The organism is Pseudoalteromonas luteoviolacea NCIMB 1944, assembly GCF_001625565.1.
GTDB classification, from domain to species: Bacteria; Pseudomonadota; Gammaproteobacteria; order Enterobacterales; family Alteromonadaceae; genus Pseudoalteromonas; species Pseudoalteromonas luteoviolacea_F.
Window position 1 is genome coordinate 50,606 of the sequence record NZ_AUXS01000030.1, and the last position, 15,784, is coordinate 66,389.

Below are 15,784 nucleotides of genomic sequence, written 5' to 3' on the forward strand. Positions count from 1 at the left end.
TAACGTCTAAGTGTATAAGACAATCAGATCTAATCATAACAACAAGCGATCTGCGTTATGCAATTTCGTACCATCATAAAAATACTCGGTCAATTAGTCGCACTGTTTAGCTTGACTATGGTACCACCGGCACTGGTCTCTTTGATTTACAAAGATGGTGGAGGTGTACCATTTGTTTTGGCCTTTATCTTTAGCGTTTTAATTGGCTTAATGGCCTATTACCCAAACCGCAAAGAACGCGGAGAACTCAAAGCCCGCGAGGGCTTTTTAATCGTGGTTTTATTTTGGTTAGTACTGGGCTCGTTTGCATCGGTCCCACTGATCTTCCTCGATGAACCTAACTTATCCTTTGCTGATGCCGTTTTTGAAGCCTTTTCAGGGCTGACAACGACAGGCGCAACTGTTTTGACCGGGATTGAATACTTACCCAAATCGGTGCTGTTTTATCGTCAGCAATTACAATGGCTCGGCGGTATGGGGATCATTGTACTCGCGGTTGCTGTGCTGCCTATGCTTGGTGTTGGTGGCATGCAGCTCTATAGAGCTGAAACACCGGGTCCAGTCAAAGACTCAAAAATGACGCCGCGTATTGCCGACACCGCAAAACACCTTTGGTATATTTATGTGGCGTTAACTGCGGCATGTACACTGGCGTATAAGGTTGCGGGCATGGGGTGGTTTGACGCTATTTGCCATGCTTTTGCGACCATTGCCATCGGTGGTTTTTCTACGTATGACGCGTCGATTGGTCACTTTGATAGCCCGATGATTAACTTTATCTGTGTGGTGTTCTTGCTCATTGCGGCGATTAATTTCTCGCTGCATTATGCGGCGGTGGCAAGTCGCAGTGTGCGAGCATATTTACGCGACCCTGAGTTCAAAGTCTTTCTGTTTATTCAACTGGCGCTGGTGGTAATTTGTTTTGCGGTATTATCCTCAAATCAGGTGTATAGCGATGGTGATGAGACGTTAGATCATGCTTTATTCCAAGCGGTTTCAATCAGTACTACTGCGGGATTCGCAACCGATAGCTTTTCCGCTTGGCCGTTATTTTTACCAATTTTATTGATTTTCTCGAGTTTTATTGGTGGCTGTGCAGGGTCAACTGGTGGGGGCATGAAAGTCGTGCGCGTATTCTTACTTTATCTACAAGGGATCCGGGAGCTAAACCGCTTGGTACACCCCAGAGCGATTTACTCGATAAAGTTAGGGAGAAAAGCGTTACCAGACAAGGTTGTTGAAGCTGTATGGGGTTTTTTCTCAGCTTATGCCTTGGTATTTGTGATCATTATGATAGCACTCCTCGGTACTGGGCTTGATAACATTACTGCGTTTTCCGCGACTGCTGCGTGTCTAAACAACTTAGGTCCCGGGTTAGGTGATGTAGCGGCCCACTATGGAGATATCACAGATACAGCTAAATGGATATTAACTCTGGCCATGGTGTTTGGTCGTTTAGAAATATTTACTCTCCTAGTGTTATTTACTCCTACATTCTGGCGTGGCTAAACTGACCACTTGCCTGTTTATTTTACCAAGGCGAGAAATGCCTTGGTAAAATAATCTTGTTTAAACTTCTTTTAAATGACGCCCCGCCCAAAAGTCTGACTGCGCCAGTGCAAACCCATTATCTAGTGTGAAACCGCACTAGAAAGTTAAAGTTTTTGTCTGTGGAGACGATAATTCATAGTAATTGTGCGATGGCGTCATAAATTGGCGTCATACTGCTAAAATAAACAATGGAAGCGTTAGAGGTATTTGGCATGACTATAAATGAGCTGGCAGAAAATCGTTTGCAGGTATTACAGATGCGAGCGGGCAGTATTGTAGATATGGAGATTGTATTGCCAGCAAATCGCAAACGGATAAAAACCGAGTTTGTAGGTGCACTTGAAAACCAGTTTATCATTCTTAACCAACCTAGCCATCAACGCTTAGGTGCTGCTTTGGACTATGTCAAAGAAGGCACTGAAGTGATTGTTCGCGCTTTGCCTGAGGAAGGAGAGGGGCAAATTATCGCATTTAAAGAGACCATTAAAGCGGTGACGACTCATCCAGCTCGACTCATCTATCTTTTTTATCCCAATGAGGTTCAAACTTATAAGCTGAGAGCACAAACTCGCATTCCGACTTTGATCCCTGCGGTACTCAGTGTTGAGGGGAAAAGTGAGGTGGGTGTGATCAAAGACATCTCATTGGCTGGTTTGATGTTTGATGTACAAAAAACGCATTTGCCGGATGATTTAAAAGAGCTGACCTGCGAGATTTTAATCGAAGGAAAAGGTGCACAAAAATCGACGTTGACTGGTAAAGTTTGCCGTGTCAAAGAAAGCAATGAAGACACGGTCTCATTGGGTATACACCTAGAAAGTCAGGATGAAAAAGTACAGGCAATATTAAAAGACTATTTGATTGATATTTCTGCGCTGGGCCACGAATAATAGATGGTGGATGATGGCATTATGGTGTAAAACCGGAAATACCATAAAGCACCAATTAAACAAATAGTGCACTGACTTGGAAGAGCTTTTCTACAACGCCAATTTGCTTTTTATCAATCAAGAACATGATCACATGGTCGCCAGATTCAATAACAGTATGGTCGTGCGCGATCAGTACCTCAGAATCCCGAACAATGGCACCTATGGTTGTGCCATGGGGCAATTTAATATCTCGGATCGCCCGTCCCACGACTTTGGACGTATTTTCGTCGCCGTGTGCAACAGCTTCGATGGCCTCCGCCGCGCCCTTACGAAGAGAGTAAACGTTGACAATATCACCGCGGCGCACATGTGTCAGTAGTGCTGAAATAGTGGCTTGCTGCGGCGAAATGGCAATGTCTATTTCGCCCCCTTGGACGAGGTCAACATACGCACTACGCTGGATAAGCACCATCGTTTTTTGAGCTCCCATGCGCTTTGCGAGCATAGCAGCCATAATATTAGCTTCATCGTCGTTAGTGACAGCGATAAAGACGTCCACTTGCTCAATATGTTCCTCAGAAAGTAGCTCTTGATCAGAGGCGTCACCACAGAAAACAACGGTATTGTCTAGCATCTCAGAAAGTTGAGAAGCACGGCTGTGATTGCGTTCAATGAGTTTAACACTATGGTTTTTCTCTAGTGATCGAGCCAAACCTGCACCGATATTACCACCGCCGGCAATCATAATTTTTTTGTATGACTGCTCAAGTTTTTGCAGCTCATTCATTACGGCGCGAATGTGCTTTGTTGCGGCGATAAAAAACACTTCATCATCTGCTTCAATAACTGTGGTGCCTAGGGGCTTGATAGCTTTGCCCTGACGGTAAATTGCCGCCACTCGAGTGTCTACGTTAGGAATATGTTCTTTCAAAGCTGAGAGTGCATAGCCAACTAGTAGACCACCGTAATAGGCTTTCACGGCGACTAAAGAGAGCATGCCATCGGCAAACTGCAGTACTTGTAATGCACCAGGATAATCAATTAGGCGGCGAATATACTTGGTCACCAGTTGCTCAGGAGCAATATAATGATCGACAGGTAAATCGTCGTTATGAAACAATTTTTCGCGATAGTCCAAGTATTGCTCGGAACGGATCCGAGCAATTTTTGTGGGCGTATTGAAAATACTATAGGCGACTTGGCAGGCAACCATGTTCACTTCATCTGAACTGGTTACGGCAATGATCATATCAGCATCTTCGGCACCTGCCTGCCTGAGCACTTCAGGGTGGGCACTGTGTCCATTGACACCTTGCAAATCATACTTGTCTTGTAACTCTCGAAGGCGTTCACCATCGATATCGACAACGGTAATTTCGTTTTGTTCACCGACTAAGTTTTCTGCGAGGGTGCCGCCGACTTGCCCAGCGCCTAAAATAATGATTTTCATAGCTCAAACTTACAACGATTATTGTTTTTGTATCTTGGCGTAATAGAAGCCGTCCGTGGTACCTGGCAACAATTGTAAGCCGGGTTTTTCAATCTTATCTTCAGAGTGCAGTGCAATATGTAGCGCATCACCAGTACGATTTAAGAAAGCGCTGATCTGCTGGTGGTTTTCTTGCGGCAGTACTGAGCAAGTGGCATACACTAAGGTTCCACCCGGCTTAAGCAGTGGCCAAATCTCATCGAGTATTTTAGCCTGCAGGGCTGCCAACTCATCGATGTCAGTCGCTCGTCGTAGCCACTTTATATCTGGGTGGCGGCGGATCACACCTGTTGCTGAGCAAGGTACATCCAGGAGGATACGATCAAATAATTCGCCTTGCCACCAATTGTTCGGTTCGTCTGCAAGGCCATGCACACAGTTTGCTTCTAAAGAGAGCCTATTGAGGTTATCTGCCACACGTTCCAAGCGTTTTTCATCGGCATCTAAAGCGGTTACTTTGGCATCTGCGAGCTCTAAAATATGGCAAGTTTTACCGCCAGGTGCTGCGCAGGCATCGAGAATGTTATCGCCATCTTGTGGTGCTAATAATCGCGCTGCCATTTGCGCCGCTGCATCTTGAACTGAGCATGCGCCCTGCGCAAAATCAGGTAGCTTTGTGACATCGACTGGGTGCGTTAGTAGAATGCCGTCTTCGTATTCATTGTAAAGCGTATGGTCGATCTCAGCTTTATCAAGGCGTGCAGAATATGCTTGAGCATGATCGTGGCGCTGATTGACTCGCAACCACATTGGGGCTTGCTTTTGGTTTGCTTCAAGGATCTCAGCCCAAGAATCAGGATAAGCGGCTTGTAGCTTTTTAATGAACCAACTTGGGTGATTATACTGACATACTAAGATGTCATTGGCACTTTGTTCTAGGGTTGTTTGCTGGCGCTGAAAGTTACGCAGCACCGCATTGACTAGGCCTTTCATGCCGGGCGCACCCAAAGGTTTTAGCGCGTTCACCGTTTCTGCAACTGCGGCATGTGCAGGAACACGCATATGCTGAAGCTGATAAATTCCCACGTATAGCAAAAACTGAAAGACCCTGCGCTTACCGCGCAAAGGTTGCTCTAGTAATTGCTGGCAGTAGTTTTCAAGGCTAGGTAAATAACGCAGTACGCCATAACATATTTGTTGTAGCAACGCACGGTCCTTTGGCGGTAGCTTTTGGCTAGCATACGGAAGTTGTGTACTGAGCGAGTTGCCTTTATCAACCACTTGGAATAGCGTTTGTGCTGCTAGTGCGCGTACATTCGCCATTATGCACCCACCTTGTTACCAGGAGTAACCCAGTCAGCACGACCATTTAAAAAGTCTTGTGCAGACATTGGTTTTTTCCCTTGCGGTTGCAACTGGGTTATTTGTAAAGCATGGGTACCACACGCAATAACGATACCTTGTTTATCTGCACGCAATACAGTGCCAGCTTCCCCTTGCATGTCGATGACATCGGCCTGCCAGATTTTTACTGTTTGAGACTGCATTTGTGTAAAACACATAGGCCAAGGGTTAAACGCACGAATGTTTCGTTCAATTTGTGTCGCGTCCATATTCCAGTCGATATCGGCTTCTTGCTTTGACAGTTTTTGTGCATAATTTGACAATGCATCATCTTGTACCTTCGGTGTTACTTCACCGGCTGCCAAATTATCTAGAGTTTCAACTAACGCTGATGGGCCCAACTCCGCCAGTTTTGCATACAAGCTGGCACTGGTTTCATTTACGTCAATTGGACAGGTGGCGATATGTAGCATATCTCCTGTATCTAATCCTTCATCCATCTGCATGATGGTCACACCTGTTTCTTTATCACCAGCCCAAATTGCACGTTGGATAGGGGCTGCGCCTCGCCATCTAGGCAAAATGGATCCATGTACATTGAGGCAACCTAACTTAGGCGTTTCAAGGATTGCTTTTGGTAACAAGAGACCATAGGCGACAACAACCATGACATCTGCGTTTAGCGCAGCCAATTGTGCAGCCGCTTCCTCATTTTTGAGTGAAGCAGGTTGAAGAACGGGCAGTTCATGTTCTAAGGCGAGTGTTTTTACTTCACTGGCTTTAAGTTTCTTCCCGCGACCAGCTGGTTTGTCTGGTGTGCTGTAAACTGCAACGACTTCGTGATGAGAGTCGAGCAATGCTTGAAGGTGGCGTGCAGCAAAATCTGGCGTGCCCGCAAATACTATACGCAAAGGGTTATTCACGAATAAATTGTCCAATTAATAAATAAATGATTATGCTTTTGCCGCAAGGCGGGCTTCTTTTTCTATTTTCTTTTTAATGCGCTGGCGCTTAAGTGGCGACAAGTAATCAATAAAAAGTTTGCCTACTAGGTGGTCTAATTCATGTTGCACACAATTAGAAAGCAGCTCTTGTGCGTCAAACTGATATTCCTCACCGTGCTCATTAAGTGCTTTGACTGTGACTTTTTCAGCGCGATCTACTTTTGCATATGAATAAGGGACAGACAGACATCCCTCTTCGCACACCATGTTCCCCTCAGATGCGATAATCTCAGGGTTTATTAATACGTACGGCTCGTTGCGCTCTTCTGAAACATCGATGACCACAATACGTTGATGAATATCAACTTGTGTTGCTGCTAAACCAACACCATTTTCATCATACATAGTCTCTAACATGTCTTTGACGATTTGACGAATTTCATCATTTACTTCTTCAACGGGCTTTGCAATTGTACGCAAACGCTCATCTGGAAATTTAAGCACTTCTAACTTTGCCATGGATACCTTTTACAGTCGTTATAAATGGGGTAATGTATGCTCTTATTTTAGCCATTCACGTTCCCCTTTAACAGGTTTTGGTGGATAATATCTAAAAATAACTCAAGGAATTCGGAATGAAATCTCAAATTGCAGCCTTAATAATGGCAGCTGCAGCTGTATTCCCTGCTATTGCCGACACATTAACGGTTAAATCTGATGCGCCCAAGCGATATGTTGTGAAAAAGGGGGATACGCTTTGGGATATCTCGAGTTTATATTTGAATAGTCCATGGAAGTGGCCTGAGTTATGGCAGCAAAACCCTCAAATTAATAATCCACATCTAATTTATCCTGGAGATATTTTATCTCTCGGGGTAGATGAGCATGGGAATCCGGTATTAATTATCGATAAAGGGGTAAGAAAACTATCCCCGAATGTGCGTATCATCGAGGCAAAGGGGTCGGCAATCCCAACTCTGCCTCTGTCATTGCTTGAGCCATATTTGAGCTACGATCAGGCCCTTGATAAAGGGGATATTGACGCCTTTCCAATCATTTTGGGTTCTAATAAAAACTTTAAAATGAGTGTGACAGGGCATCTTTTGTATGTGAAGGGTGACCTAACTCGTGGTGGTAATTATGGTATTTATCGTCAAGGCAAGCCTTACAAAGACGGTTTACGGACTTTAGCATATGAAACCATGTTGGTGGGCACTGCCCGCGCACTTGAGACGGGTGATATCGCAGACGGGGTGCCAAGTACGGTTAAAGTTGAAACCGTTAAGCGAGAAATTAAAGCTGGTGATTTTGTAATGCCATTATCTCAGGGGCAAGATCACAAGGCCAACTTTAAAATGAGCAAACCAAGCCAAGGCGTTGAGGGCGAGATAATTGCCAGTAGCAATCAGCACAGGGAATTTGGTCCGATGTCGGTAGTTGTGCTTAATGTTGGCAGTAAGCAGCAGTTAGTAGAAGGCAATATACTCGATATTTTTCGTCAATCTCCAACAGTTGTAGAGCGTGACGGCACACCAAAGTATATCGAAGACTCAAGCAGTTTGGATAAACTGATTGGCGATGTCGGTTCGTGGTTTGGAGAGGGAAATAGTGAAAATAGTACGGTATGGCATATGCCGAGCGAAAAAGTCGGCGAGCTGATGTTATTTAAAGTCTATGACAATATTAGTTACGCAATGGTTTTGAAAACATCACATCCTATCCAAGTAGGAGACAGCGTAACGAATTGATTAATCAATAGCTCAAGGAGGGAGCATGACCACAATATCATTGCGAGAGGCGCTAGCACTTCACCTTTGTAGGGGGTTGGGAGTGAGTACTATTTTGGCGCTACAACAAAAAGTCCCTCTACCTGATCTTTTTACATTATCAAAAGCTGATCTTTGCCTGCTCGGGCTCAACGAAAAATTGGCGCAGCAACTAAGCACCACAGACTGGTCTAACGTCGATCGGATCATTGAACAGTGCAGAGCCTTAAATATTCATGTCATTCATTACTTTGATGAACAGTATCCCACTGCATTGACACATATATGTAGTCCACCTTGGTTACTATTTTGTCGAGGTAATAGAGCGCTACTACATCAACCCCAAATAGCCATTGTTGGCAGTCGCAGTGCCTCCCGCATGGGAAAAGAGATTGGCTATGATTTTGCACGCCAATTAGGGGAGGCTAATTTTGTAACGACGTCCGGGATGGCGCGGGGAATTGACGGAGCGGCACACTGTGGCGCACTGAGTACGTCGCGCGGTACCATTGCTGTGATGGGCACAGGAGCGGATGTCATTTACCCAAAACGACATACTGAATTATATTGGCGCATTGTTGAACAGGGGCTCATTGTGAGTGAGTTTGTGCCTGGAACTTTGCCTCATGGAACTAATTTTCCTCGGCGGAATCGAATAATTTCAGGGTTATCTTTGGGAGTCCTGCTGGTCGAAGCTGAAATAAAAAGTGGTTCACTGGTGACTGCACGATATGCGATAGAACAAAATAAAGAAGTTTTTGCTATTCCTGGCTCGATACGTCACAGTCTATCCGAGGGGTGTCACTTTTTGATCAAGCAAGGCGCCAAGCTCACTGAAAATGTCAGTGATATTATCGAAGAGGTGAGCTTTTTACCCGAAAACAGTCTATATATTATAGAAAGTGAGAGAAAACAGGAGACTTGCCCCGTTTTGCAAAATCTCGGTTATGAGGTAACTGACGTCGATACCTTAGCACTGAGGACCCAGTGGCCAGTAGAGCAGGTACTTGCCAGACTATTGGACTTAGAGCTTGAAGACAAAGTAGAACGTGTATTAAACGGCTACATCAAATTAGCGAGGGGTTAAACATGTTTGATATCCTGATGTATTTATTTGAGAACTATATTCATAGCGAAGCGGATATCTTCGTAGAGCAAAATCAATTAACAGACGAATTAGTAGGTGCAGGCTTCGACCAAGCTGAAATATACAAAGCATTGGACTGGTTAGAGCAGCTTGCCGATCTTCAACACAGTGATGAGTTTCCTTATCTCAATGCCAAACCTGACTCTGCGATACGTATTTATACTCAAGAAGAGTGCCGTGTATTAGATGTTGAGTGTCGTGGTTTTTTAATGTTTGTAGAACAAATTGGTGTGATAGATTGTACAACAAGAGAAATGGTCATTGATCGAATGCTGGCGTTAGAAAAATCATCTATCTGTCTTGACGATTTGAAGTGGGTGATATTAATGGTGCTATTTAACGTGCCAGGTAAAGAACATGCATATGCACAGATGGAAGATCTAATTTTCGAGCAACCATCAGGGTTATTGCATTAACAGGTTTACGGCATCTTTGAGAGATCAAAATGCCGTATCAAATCAAAGCTAGTTCAGTACTTCCTCTAAGCTTCGACGTGCGATTCACTACATTCTCTTTAGTTTTCTTCAGCTCTTTGAGGTACATGTCGCAGACATTTAGACCTTCGAGCGTGTTTTAGTTGTCCTTATATCGATACACAGTAAAATAGCACAGTGTGTGCACAGTTTAAGGTGAGTAAAATGAGCAAAATTGATCACTCTCTTTTCAATGCGGATCAACATGCATTGGAAAAAGAGTATGAAGTCTGCCCTAAATGTGGTTCAGAGCTGGTGGTCAAACATTCTAAAAACGGGGCTTTTCTTGGCTGTGCCAGTTACCCGACATGTGACTACATTCGCTCTTTTGCTCATCATGACAGTCATGACATTAAAATATTGGACGATGCACCTTGTCCAGAATGTGGTCGCGACCTCGTGATAAGAAATGGTCGATACGGTATGTTTATCGGTTGCACAGGCTATCCTGAGTGCCATTTTATTGTGCACGAAGAAGAAGAGGAAGCACAGACGTTTCCAGCATGTCCAAAATGTCAAAATGGGCACTTACAAAAAAGACAGAACAAATATGGCAAGTTTTTTTACGCGTGTGACGCTTACCCTAAATGTAAATATAGTTTGAATCAGATCCCCGTTGCACATCAATGTGAGCAATGTGATTGGCCCGTCATGGTGCAAAAAAAGCGTGCGGGTAAAGCTATGCTACAATGTCCGCAAAAAGCTTGTCAGCATATGATTGAGGATCCCTATGAATCACAGTGAAAACCAAACAGCTAAGCCGCAAACGGCCATTGAAGCGTTGCACCAAGGGGAGTTGATCTGTTATCCAACAGAAGCCATTTTTGGGCTGGGTTGTGATCCAGACAGTGAAAGCGCAGTTCATAAACTATTGGCACTGAAAGAACGTCCAATTGAAAAAGGACTGATTTTGATTGCCGATAATTTTGCTCAATGCTTAAACTATGTTGACGACGCAAAAATCCCAATGGACAAGCGCGCCGAAATATTTTCAGCTTGGCCCGGGCCTGTAACTTGGGTGTTACCTGCAAAGTCTACAACACCCAAATGGCTAACTGGTGAGCACACAAGTATTGCTGTTCGTGTGACTGATCACCCCATTGTTAAGCAATTATGCAAATCATTTGGTAAGCCTTTAGTTTCAACCAGTGCTAACTTTAGCGGCGAAGAGCCAGCTATGACGATTGCACAGGCCCAGAGCATGTTTGGTGAGCGAGTTGGCTATTATCAAGAAGGTGAACTAGGTGGGCGCAATACACCTAGTCAGATCCGCGATGCAATGACTGGTCAAGTATTTAGGAGCTAATGACGTGAGTAAAGTGAATTTAGAGACGGTTAAAGCGTTTTTATTACAGCTTCAGGATGATATTTGCCAGGGGTTAGAACAAGCAGATGGCAGCGGTAAGTTTGTTGAAGATAGCTGGGAGCGTGCAGAAGGTGGCGGTGGTCGAACTCGAGTGCTTAAAGGCGGCACAGTTATAGAGCAAGGTGGAGTTAATTACTCCCATGTTTTTGGTGCGTCAATGCCTGCTTCTGCGACTGCGCATCGCCCTGAGTTGGCTGGCAGAAGTTTTCACGCGTGTGGTGTTTCTTTGGTGATCCACCCAAAAAACCCACATATCCCAACTAGCCACGCAAACGTACGGTTTTTTATTGCTGAGAAAGAGGGAGAAGCGCCGATCTGGTGGTTTGGTGGCGGCTTTGACTTAACTCCTTTTTATCCTCATTTGGAGGATGTAAAACATTGGCACCAAGTGGCGAAAGACTTGTGTTCTCCGTTTGGAGACGAAGTTTATCCGAAGTATAAAAAATGGTGTGATGATTATTTTTACTTGAAGCATCGTGACGAAACTCGCGGGGTCGGGGGGTTATTTTTTGATGATTTAAATGAGGAAGGCTTTGATAAGAGCTTTGCTTTTATGAAAGCGGTGGGGGAAGGTTTTTTACCTGCCTATACGCCGATCATCTCGCGAAGAAAAGATATGCCTGTAAGTGAACAAGAGCGTGAATTTCAACTTTATCGCCGTGGCCGCTACGTTGAATTTAACCTTGTATGGGATAGGGGAACGTTATTTGGACTACAAAGTGGTGGACGTACTGAGTCTATACTGATGTCTATGCCACCGTTGGCAAGATGGGAGTATGACTTTACACCTGAAGCTGGGTCGAATGAAGCTAAACTATATGAGCATTTCTTGAAGCCTCAAGACTGGTTAAACATTGATGTGTTATAAAAGTAATTAGTGTAATAAAAAAGGAGCTTAATGCTCCTTTTTTATTTGTATGGATTAATTTAGTTTAAAGCCTCTAACCTGTTCATCTAAAGAGCGAGCTAACTCTAACAACTCTTCGCTGACACGTTTACTACCATGGGCGTCTTCTAACGATTGCTCTGCGTTGTCTCGGATAGCGACAACACTTTGATTGATCTCTTCTGCTGCCTGATTTTGCTGCTCTGTTGCGTCGGCAATTTGAACATTCAACGCATTGATCTCATGCATTTGAGATGAAATATCTTTGAGTGCCTGTGCGACTTGTTGCACTTGGGCCGCTCTATCATCGGCTTCAGCGCAAGAGGCATTCATAGCACTAACTGTTTGCTCTGCTTCTTGTTGAAGCTTGTCTATGGTACGACGGATTTCGTCGGTAGAATCATGAGTACGGGTAGCAAGGGTTCTGACTTCATCTGCAACTACCGCAAATCCTCTACCTGCTTCTCCCGCTCGTGCAGCTTCTATCGCGGCATTGAGAGCAAGTAAATTGGTTTGCTCTGCGATACTGCTGATCACTTCAAGTACTTTTCCGACCGCCAGCGTTTGTGTTTGTAATTGACTGACTTGATTTGCCGCATCGCGAATATCGCCAGCTAATTGATTGATACTTTGCTCGGTGGTATGCGCAATCGACATACTTTGCTCTGCAAGGTGATTGCTACTGTCGGATTTTTCAGATGCAAAGTGAGTGGTATTTTTTACTTCACTGGAAGAGCTTTCCAGCTCGTTAATTGCAGCTGCTACTGAGTCTGTTCCTTGCTTTTGCGATTGAATTGCTTCTTCTGTGGTCTCAGCCGCTGTGTAAATATGTTCTGCCGAGTGTATTAATATTTTTGATGAACGGGATACCTCGGCAATGTTCTCTTTAAATGCGGACATCATTTTATTGAAATTAGTCGCTAAGCGGCCCAATTCGTCATCTATTTCATCATGAATTCGCAAACTTAAATCTTGGTTAGTTGTAGCTAGGCGCATTGTTTTGCCGAGTTTCTTTAATCTGACGATAAAGAGCTTACGAAATAGTGTACCGAGAATAAAAAAAGCGGTGGCAAATATGGCGGTAAGTATAGTTGTACTAAAAATCGTGTTTTCGTCCACAGTTGTGTCTATATCCCCAAGGGAATAGCTAATTTTCACTGCGCCCAATACATCACCCTCTTTTGCCTGATGACAGCCAAGACAATTGGTCCCTTTATAATCGGCACTTGCAACCATTGGCTTCAAATAGGTCATGACGCGCTTTTCTCCACGCTGTTCAATTACTAATAATTCCTCTCCTCTGAGAGCGGCATGTTCTGCATCTGTTTGGGGGGATTCGTTTGCATTGCCCTGACCGTAAAGCTTATTTACCAGCTCACCACGTACAATATGCGCATCTTCAATATTCTCATGATTACGCAATTTAGCGCCAAGTATATGCCTGTTAGACATAGTGCCTGTGAGCATCATAGTGTTGATAGAATCGAAATAATTATCGGCCAGTAATCTAATATTGGTTTCTACTGTTTGTTCAGCTAGGTTCTTTTGTTGACTGCTATTACTAATAATACTGGCTACCAAAACCAGTACACCGGTAATGGCGAGGAGAGCATATATTTTATGTTGAATAGACTTCACACGCATCGCACCTACTATGAAATAAGCGTTCATTATGCGTGTGAATAATTAAGCAGGGTTTGACTCAGCGCAAAAGTCGCTGAGCTAATGCAAATTTATAAACAGCAATTTTAGTCTTGGTTAATCATATGTGTCGCCAATTGGGCGAGAGATTTACGCAACCCTTCTCGTAGCAGAGGATTATCAATTTCAGCATCGAGTGCTTTATCCATACAGTACATCCATTGATCACGTAACTCTTTGTCAATCGTAAAGGGCATATGTCGCATTCTCAAACGGGGGTGTCCGTATTTCTCGGCAAATAGATCTGGACCACCCAACCAACCAGACAAGAACTCGAAAAATACTTGGCGGATCCTATCAAGTGGCAGTGGGTGCATGTCGTAAAGCGGTTTTGCATAAGGGTCACTTTCCATTATGTCATAAAAGCGATTTGCCAATGCCAGCGTGCCACTTTCTCCACCAATTATCTCGTAAGGTGTTCGTTCTGGGCTTGGTGCATGATGATTTTGAGATGTCTTTGGATCTTCACTTGCATCTTTATTAAAGATACGTTTAATTAACTGCTTCATTCACTATCACTATTGTTAGGCTAAAAATGGACAAATATGCGGTTTTTGGTAACCCGATAAAGCATTCTAAATCGCCAGAGATTCATTCGCAATTTGCATCTGGTCTCAACGAGCAGATCGAATACACTGCTATTTTGACACCAGTAGATGGATTTGCGCTTAGTCTCAAAGACTTTTTTGCATCAGGAGGAAAGGGAGCGAATGTCACTTTACCCTTTAAAGAAGAGGCTTATGCATGCGCGGATGCCCTTACTGACAGAGCAAAGTTAGCTGGGGCTGTAAATACTCTAAAATTACAAAGCGATGGCTCTATACTTGGTGATAATACTGACGGGGCAGGGCTAGTCGCCGATTTGCAAAGGCATCAAGTGCAGCTGCAAAATAGTGTAGTGTTATTGTTAGGTGCTGGTGGTGCAGCAAGGGGCTGTATTTACCCATTGCTGCAAGCTGGGGTCAAACGCATTGTTGTGGCAAACCGAACTGTTGAAAAAGCACTGCAATTGGCTGCGTTGTTTGCACCTTATGGTGAAGTGAATGCTGTGTCGCTCGAAGAGATCCCAAGCTTAGCGTTTGATGGTGTGTTAAACTCAACATCATCAAGCGTTACGGGTGATATACCCAATATAGAGGGAGCATTGGTAGCAGATGTGAGCTGGAGTTACGATATGTTTTATTCTGATCATCAAACCAGCTTTTTAAAATGGGTGGCTGATCATAATGCGCAATGTAAGCTTATTGATGGGATAGGTATGTTGATAGGCCAAGCGGCAGAAGCGTACTCTGTATGGAGAGGTAAACTCCCTGATGTTGAACCTGTACTGGCGAAGGTCAAATAATATGAACCAAGCGATATTATTTAATGATGACATTCATTTTGACGCATCGCGCCGTAGATTGGTCTTTACGGCAATGGTATCAGGGATGATTGTGCCATGCGTAGTAGAAGTGCCTGAATCGGAAGCTGATCCAGTAATGCACTTTAGAACCCATCAATTCGACTATGAAATGCAGGCCGAAGAGCTCATCGAGGATGAGCATTATTCGTCGTCAGGAGAAGTAGAGTTAACTTTCCTGTAGATATTCATCTTTTAACTCGACATAGTTTTGAGCTGATACCCTTAAAAAAGCAAGCTCTTGATCTGTAAGTTTACGTGCTTGTTTTACTGGGCTTCCGACATATAAATAACCTGATTCAAGAGTTTTATTTGGTGGTACTAATGCGCCACCACCTATAATTACATCGTCTTCAACAGTCACATTGTCCATGACGATGGCACCCATACCTACCAAAATGCGGTTACCTAGTTGGCAGCCATGTAGCATAACTTTGTGCCCTACTGTCACATCATCACCTATGATCAGTGGAAAGCCATTTGGGTTAGACGGGCTTTTTCGCGTTAAATGCAAAACACTTCCGTCTTGCACATTAGTGCGCTCGCCAATTCTGATGTAATTGACGTCACCACGAGCAGCAACCAGCGGCCAAACACTACTATCTCTACCAATACTGATGTCACCGACGAGTACAGCGCTTTCGTCTACATATACCCCTGTAGATAATTTAGGGGCGATACCTTTGTATGTTCTTAACATGTTATAAGACTCTCGAAACAACGTAGGCCTAGTGTAGAGGTTAATTATCTAAATCTCTATAGTGCGAGTAAAACCTACCAAAGTACACTAAATGTACTATTTTAATGCGTTTAGATTGAAAATTACTCGAACAGTCCATTATTATAACTTTTCTTAAAAAAGTACTTGCACAATTTTCTAAGCTCCCTATAATGCGCATCCAC

General features: G+C 43.9%; 17 protein-coding genes. 10 read left to right on the plus strand and 7 right to left on the minus strand.

Translation table 11 applies throughout. From position 1 onward, the window contains the following. Positions 1 to 57 precede the first annotated feature (57 nt). A complete protein-coding gene (locus N483_RS11125; protein WP_023400970.1) occupies positions 58 to 1,509 on the plus strand; it encodes a TrkH family potassium uptake protein in 1,452 nt (483 codons plus the stop codon). Between the two features lie 254 nt (positions 1,510 to 1,763). Continuing rightward, positions 1,764 to 2,441: a PilZ domain-containing protein gene (locus N483_RS11130; protein WP_023400971.1), complete on the plus strand. Its 678-nt coding sequence runs from the start codon at positions 1,764 to 1,766 to the stop codon at positions 2,439 to 2,441. Between the two features lie 55 nt (positions 2,442 to 2,496). Here the strand turns inward: N483_RS11130 and trkA are convergent, their stop codons facing one another. From trkA to def, 4 genes are read right to left on the minus strand one after another with little or no spacing between them, the layout of a single operon-like run. Beyond that, positions 2,497 to 3,873 carry a Trk system potassium transporter TrkA gene (gene trkA / locus N483_RS11135; protein WP_039611126.1) on the minus strand — a complete coding sequence of 459 codons (1,377 nt, stop codon included), beginning with the start codon at positions 3,871 to 3,873 and terminating at the stop codon, positions 2,497 to 2,499. Between the two features lie 18 nt (positions 3,874 to 3,891). Continuing rightward, on the minus strand, positions 3,892 to 5,175 hold the full coding sequence (gene rsmB, locus N483_RS11140; RefSeq protein WP_023400974.1) for a 16S rRNA (cytosine(967)-C(5))-methyltransferase RsmB: 1,284 nt from the start codon (positions 5,173 to 5,175) through the stop codon (positions 3,892 to 3,894). Continuing rightward, positions 5,175 to 6,119: a methionyl-tRNA formyltransferase gene (gene fmt / locus N483_RS11145; protein WP_023400975.1), complete on the minus strand. Its 945-nt coding sequence runs from the start codon at positions 6,117 to 6,119 to the stop codon at positions 5,175 to 5,177. The genes rsmB and fmt overlap by 1 nt, the downstream gene beginning before the upstream one ends. Positions 6,120 to 6,149: 30 nt before the next feature. After that, positions 6,150 to 6,659, minus strand: coding sequence for a peptide deformylase (gene def, locus N483_RS11150; protein WP_023400976.1), 510 nt, complete (start codon positions 6,657 to 6,659; stop codon positions 6,150 to 6,152). A 116-nt stretch (positions 6,660 to 6,775) separates the two neighbouring features. On the opposite strand from def, the gene N483_RS11155 reads away from it, so the two are divergent. From N483_RS11155 to hemF, 6 genes are all read left to right on the plus strand, one after another. Further along, positions 6,776 to 7,888, plus strand: a complete 1,113-nt coding sequence (locus N483_RS11155; RefSeq protein ID WP_023400977.1) for a LysM peptidoglycan-binding domain-containing protein — start codon at positions 6,776 to 6,778, stop codon at positions 7,886 to 7,888. Between the two features lie 25 nt (positions 7,889 to 7,913). After that, the gene (gene dprA, locus N483_RS11160) at positions 7,914 to 8,993 is read left to right on the plus strand and encodes a DNA-processing protein DprA (protein WP_023400978.1); all 1,080 of its coding nucleotides are present in this window, start codon (positions 7,914 to 7,916) and stop codon (positions 8,991 to 8,993) included. A 2-nt stretch (positions 8,994 to 8,995) separates the two neighbouring features. Further along, complete coding sequence (locus N483_RS11165; RefSeq protein WP_023400979.1) at positions 8,996 to 9,469, plus strand: DUF494 family protein; 474 nt, start codon at positions 8,996 to 8,998, stop codon at positions 9,467 to 9,469. A gap of 222 nt (positions 9,470 to 9,691) precedes the next feature. Further along, positions 9,692 to 10,270, plus strand: a complete 579-nt coding sequence (locus tag N483_RS11170; protein WP_023400980.1) for a type I DNA topoisomerase — start codon at positions 9,692 to 9,694, stop codon at positions 10,268 to 10,270. Then, positions 10,257 to 10,832 (plus strand): Sua5/YciO/YrdC/YwlC family protein, encoded by a 576-nt coding sequence (locus tag N483_RS11175; RefSeq protein ID WP_023400981.1) that lies wholly within the window; start codon positions 10,257 to 10,259, stop codon positions 10,830 to 10,832. The genes N483_RS11170 and N483_RS11175 overlap by 14 nt, the downstream gene beginning before the upstream one ends. A 4-nt stretch (positions 10,833 to 10,836) precedes the next feature. Continuing rightward, entirely contained in the window at positions 10,837 to 11,760 is a 924-nt protein-coding gene (gene hemF, locus N483_RS11180) for an oxygen-dependent coproporphyrinogen oxidase (RefSeq protein WP_023400982.1), read from the plus strand. Positions 11,761 to 11,814: 54 nt separating this feature from the next. Here the strand turns inward: hemF and N483_RS11185 are convergent, their stop codons facing one another. Both N483_RS11185 and N483_RS11190 read right to left on the minus strand, forming a co-directional pair. Then, positions 11,815 to 13,422 carry a methyl-accepting chemotaxis protein gene (locus N483_RS11185; protein WP_023400983.1) on the minus strand — a complete coding sequence of 536 codons (1,608 nt, stop codon included), beginning with the start codon at positions 13,420 to 13,422 and terminating at the stop codon, positions 11,815 to 11,817. A 104-nt stretch (positions 13,423 to 13,526) separates the two neighbouring features. Continuing rightward, positions 13,527 to 13,988, minus strand: coding sequence for a group II truncated hemoglobin (locus N483_RS11190; RefSeq protein WP_023400984.1), 462 nt, complete (start codon positions 13,986 to 13,988; stop codon positions 13,527 to 13,529). Between the two features lie 26 nt (positions 13,989 to 14,014). Between N483_RS11190 and aroE the strand changes: the two genes are divergently transcribed. Then, positions 14,015 to 14,824 (plus strand): shikimate dehydrogenase, encoded by an 810-nt coding sequence (gene aroE / locus N483_RS11195; protein WP_023400985.1) that lies wholly within the window; start codon positions 14,015 to 14,017, stop codon positions 14,822 to 14,824. A gap of 1 nt (position 14,825) precedes the next feature. Beyond that, positions 14,826 to 15,065 (plus strand): DUF1488 domain-containing protein, encoded by a 240-nt coding sequence (locus N483_RS11200; RefSeq protein ID WP_023400986.1) that lies wholly within the window; start codon positions 14,826 to 14,828, stop codon positions 15,063 to 15,065. Here the strand turns inward: N483_RS11200 and N483_RS11205 are convergent. Continuing rightward, positions 15,051 to 15,581 (minus strand): gamma carbonic anhydrase family protein, encoded by a 531-nt coding sequence (locus N483_RS11205; RefSeq protein WP_023400987.1) that lies wholly within the window; start codon positions 15,579 to 15,581, stop codon positions 15,051 to 15,053. The two genes, N483_RS11200 and N483_RS11205, sit on opposite strands and share 15 nt — an antisense overlap. Positions 15,582 to 15,784 lie beyond the last annotated feature (203 nt).

Coding starts and splice junctions, on each gene's coding strand:
- trkA (WP_039611126.1), bottom strand. CDS start 3,873: ATGAAAATCATTATTTTAGGCGCTGGGCAAGTCGGCGGCACCCTCGCA.
- N483_RS11185 (WP_023400983.1), bottom strand. CDS start 13,422: ATGCGTGTGAAGTCTATTCAACATAAAATATATGCTCTCCTCGCCATT.
- N483_RS11125 (WP_023400970.1), top strand. CDS start 58: ATGCAATTTCGTACCATCATAAAAATACTCGGTCAATTAGTCGCACTG.
- aroE (WP_023400985.1), top strand. CDS start 14,015: ATGGACAAATATGCGGTTTTTGGTAACCCGATAAAGCATTCTAAATCG.
- N483_RS11205 (WP_023400987.1), bottom strand. CDS start 15,581: ATGTTAAGAACATACAAAGGTATCGCCCCTAAATTATCTACAGGGGTA.
- N483_RS11155 (WP_023400977.1), top strand. CDS start 6,776: ATGAAATCTCAAATTGCAGCCTTAATAATGGCAGCTGCAGCTGTATTC.
- dprA (WP_023400978.1), top strand. CDS start 7,914: ATGACCACAATATCATTGCGAGAGGCGCTAGCACTTCACCTTTGTAGG.
- N483_RS11170 (WP_023400980.1), top strand. CDS start 9,692: ATGAGCAAAATTGATCACTCTCTTTTCAATGCGGATCAACATGCATTG.
- N483_RS11200 (WP_023400986.1), top strand. CDS start 14,826: ATGAACCAAGCGATATTATTTAATGATGACATTCATTTTGACGCATCG.
- N483_RS11130 (WP_023400971.1), top strand. CDS start 1,764: ATGACTATAAATGAGCTGGCAGAAAATCGTTTGCAGGTATTACAGATG.
- def (WP_023400976.1), bottom strand. CDS start 6,659: ATGGCAAAGTTAGAAGTGCTTAAATTTCCAGATGAGCGTTTGCGTACA.
- rsmB (WP_023400974.1), bottom strand. CDS start 5,175: ATGGCGAATGTACGCGCACTAGCAGCACAAACGCTATTCCAAGTGGTT.
- N483_RS11165 (WP_023400979.1), top strand. CDS start 8,996: ATGTTTGATATCCTGATGTATTTATTTGAGAACTATATTCATAGCGAA.
- N483_RS11175 (WP_023400981.1), top strand. CDS start 10,257: ATGAATCACAGTGAAAACCAAACAGCTAAGCCGCAAACGGCCATTGAA.
- N483_RS11190 (WP_023400984.1), bottom strand. CDS start 13,988: ATGAAGCAGTTAATTAAACGTATCTTTAATAAAGATGCAAGTGAAGAT.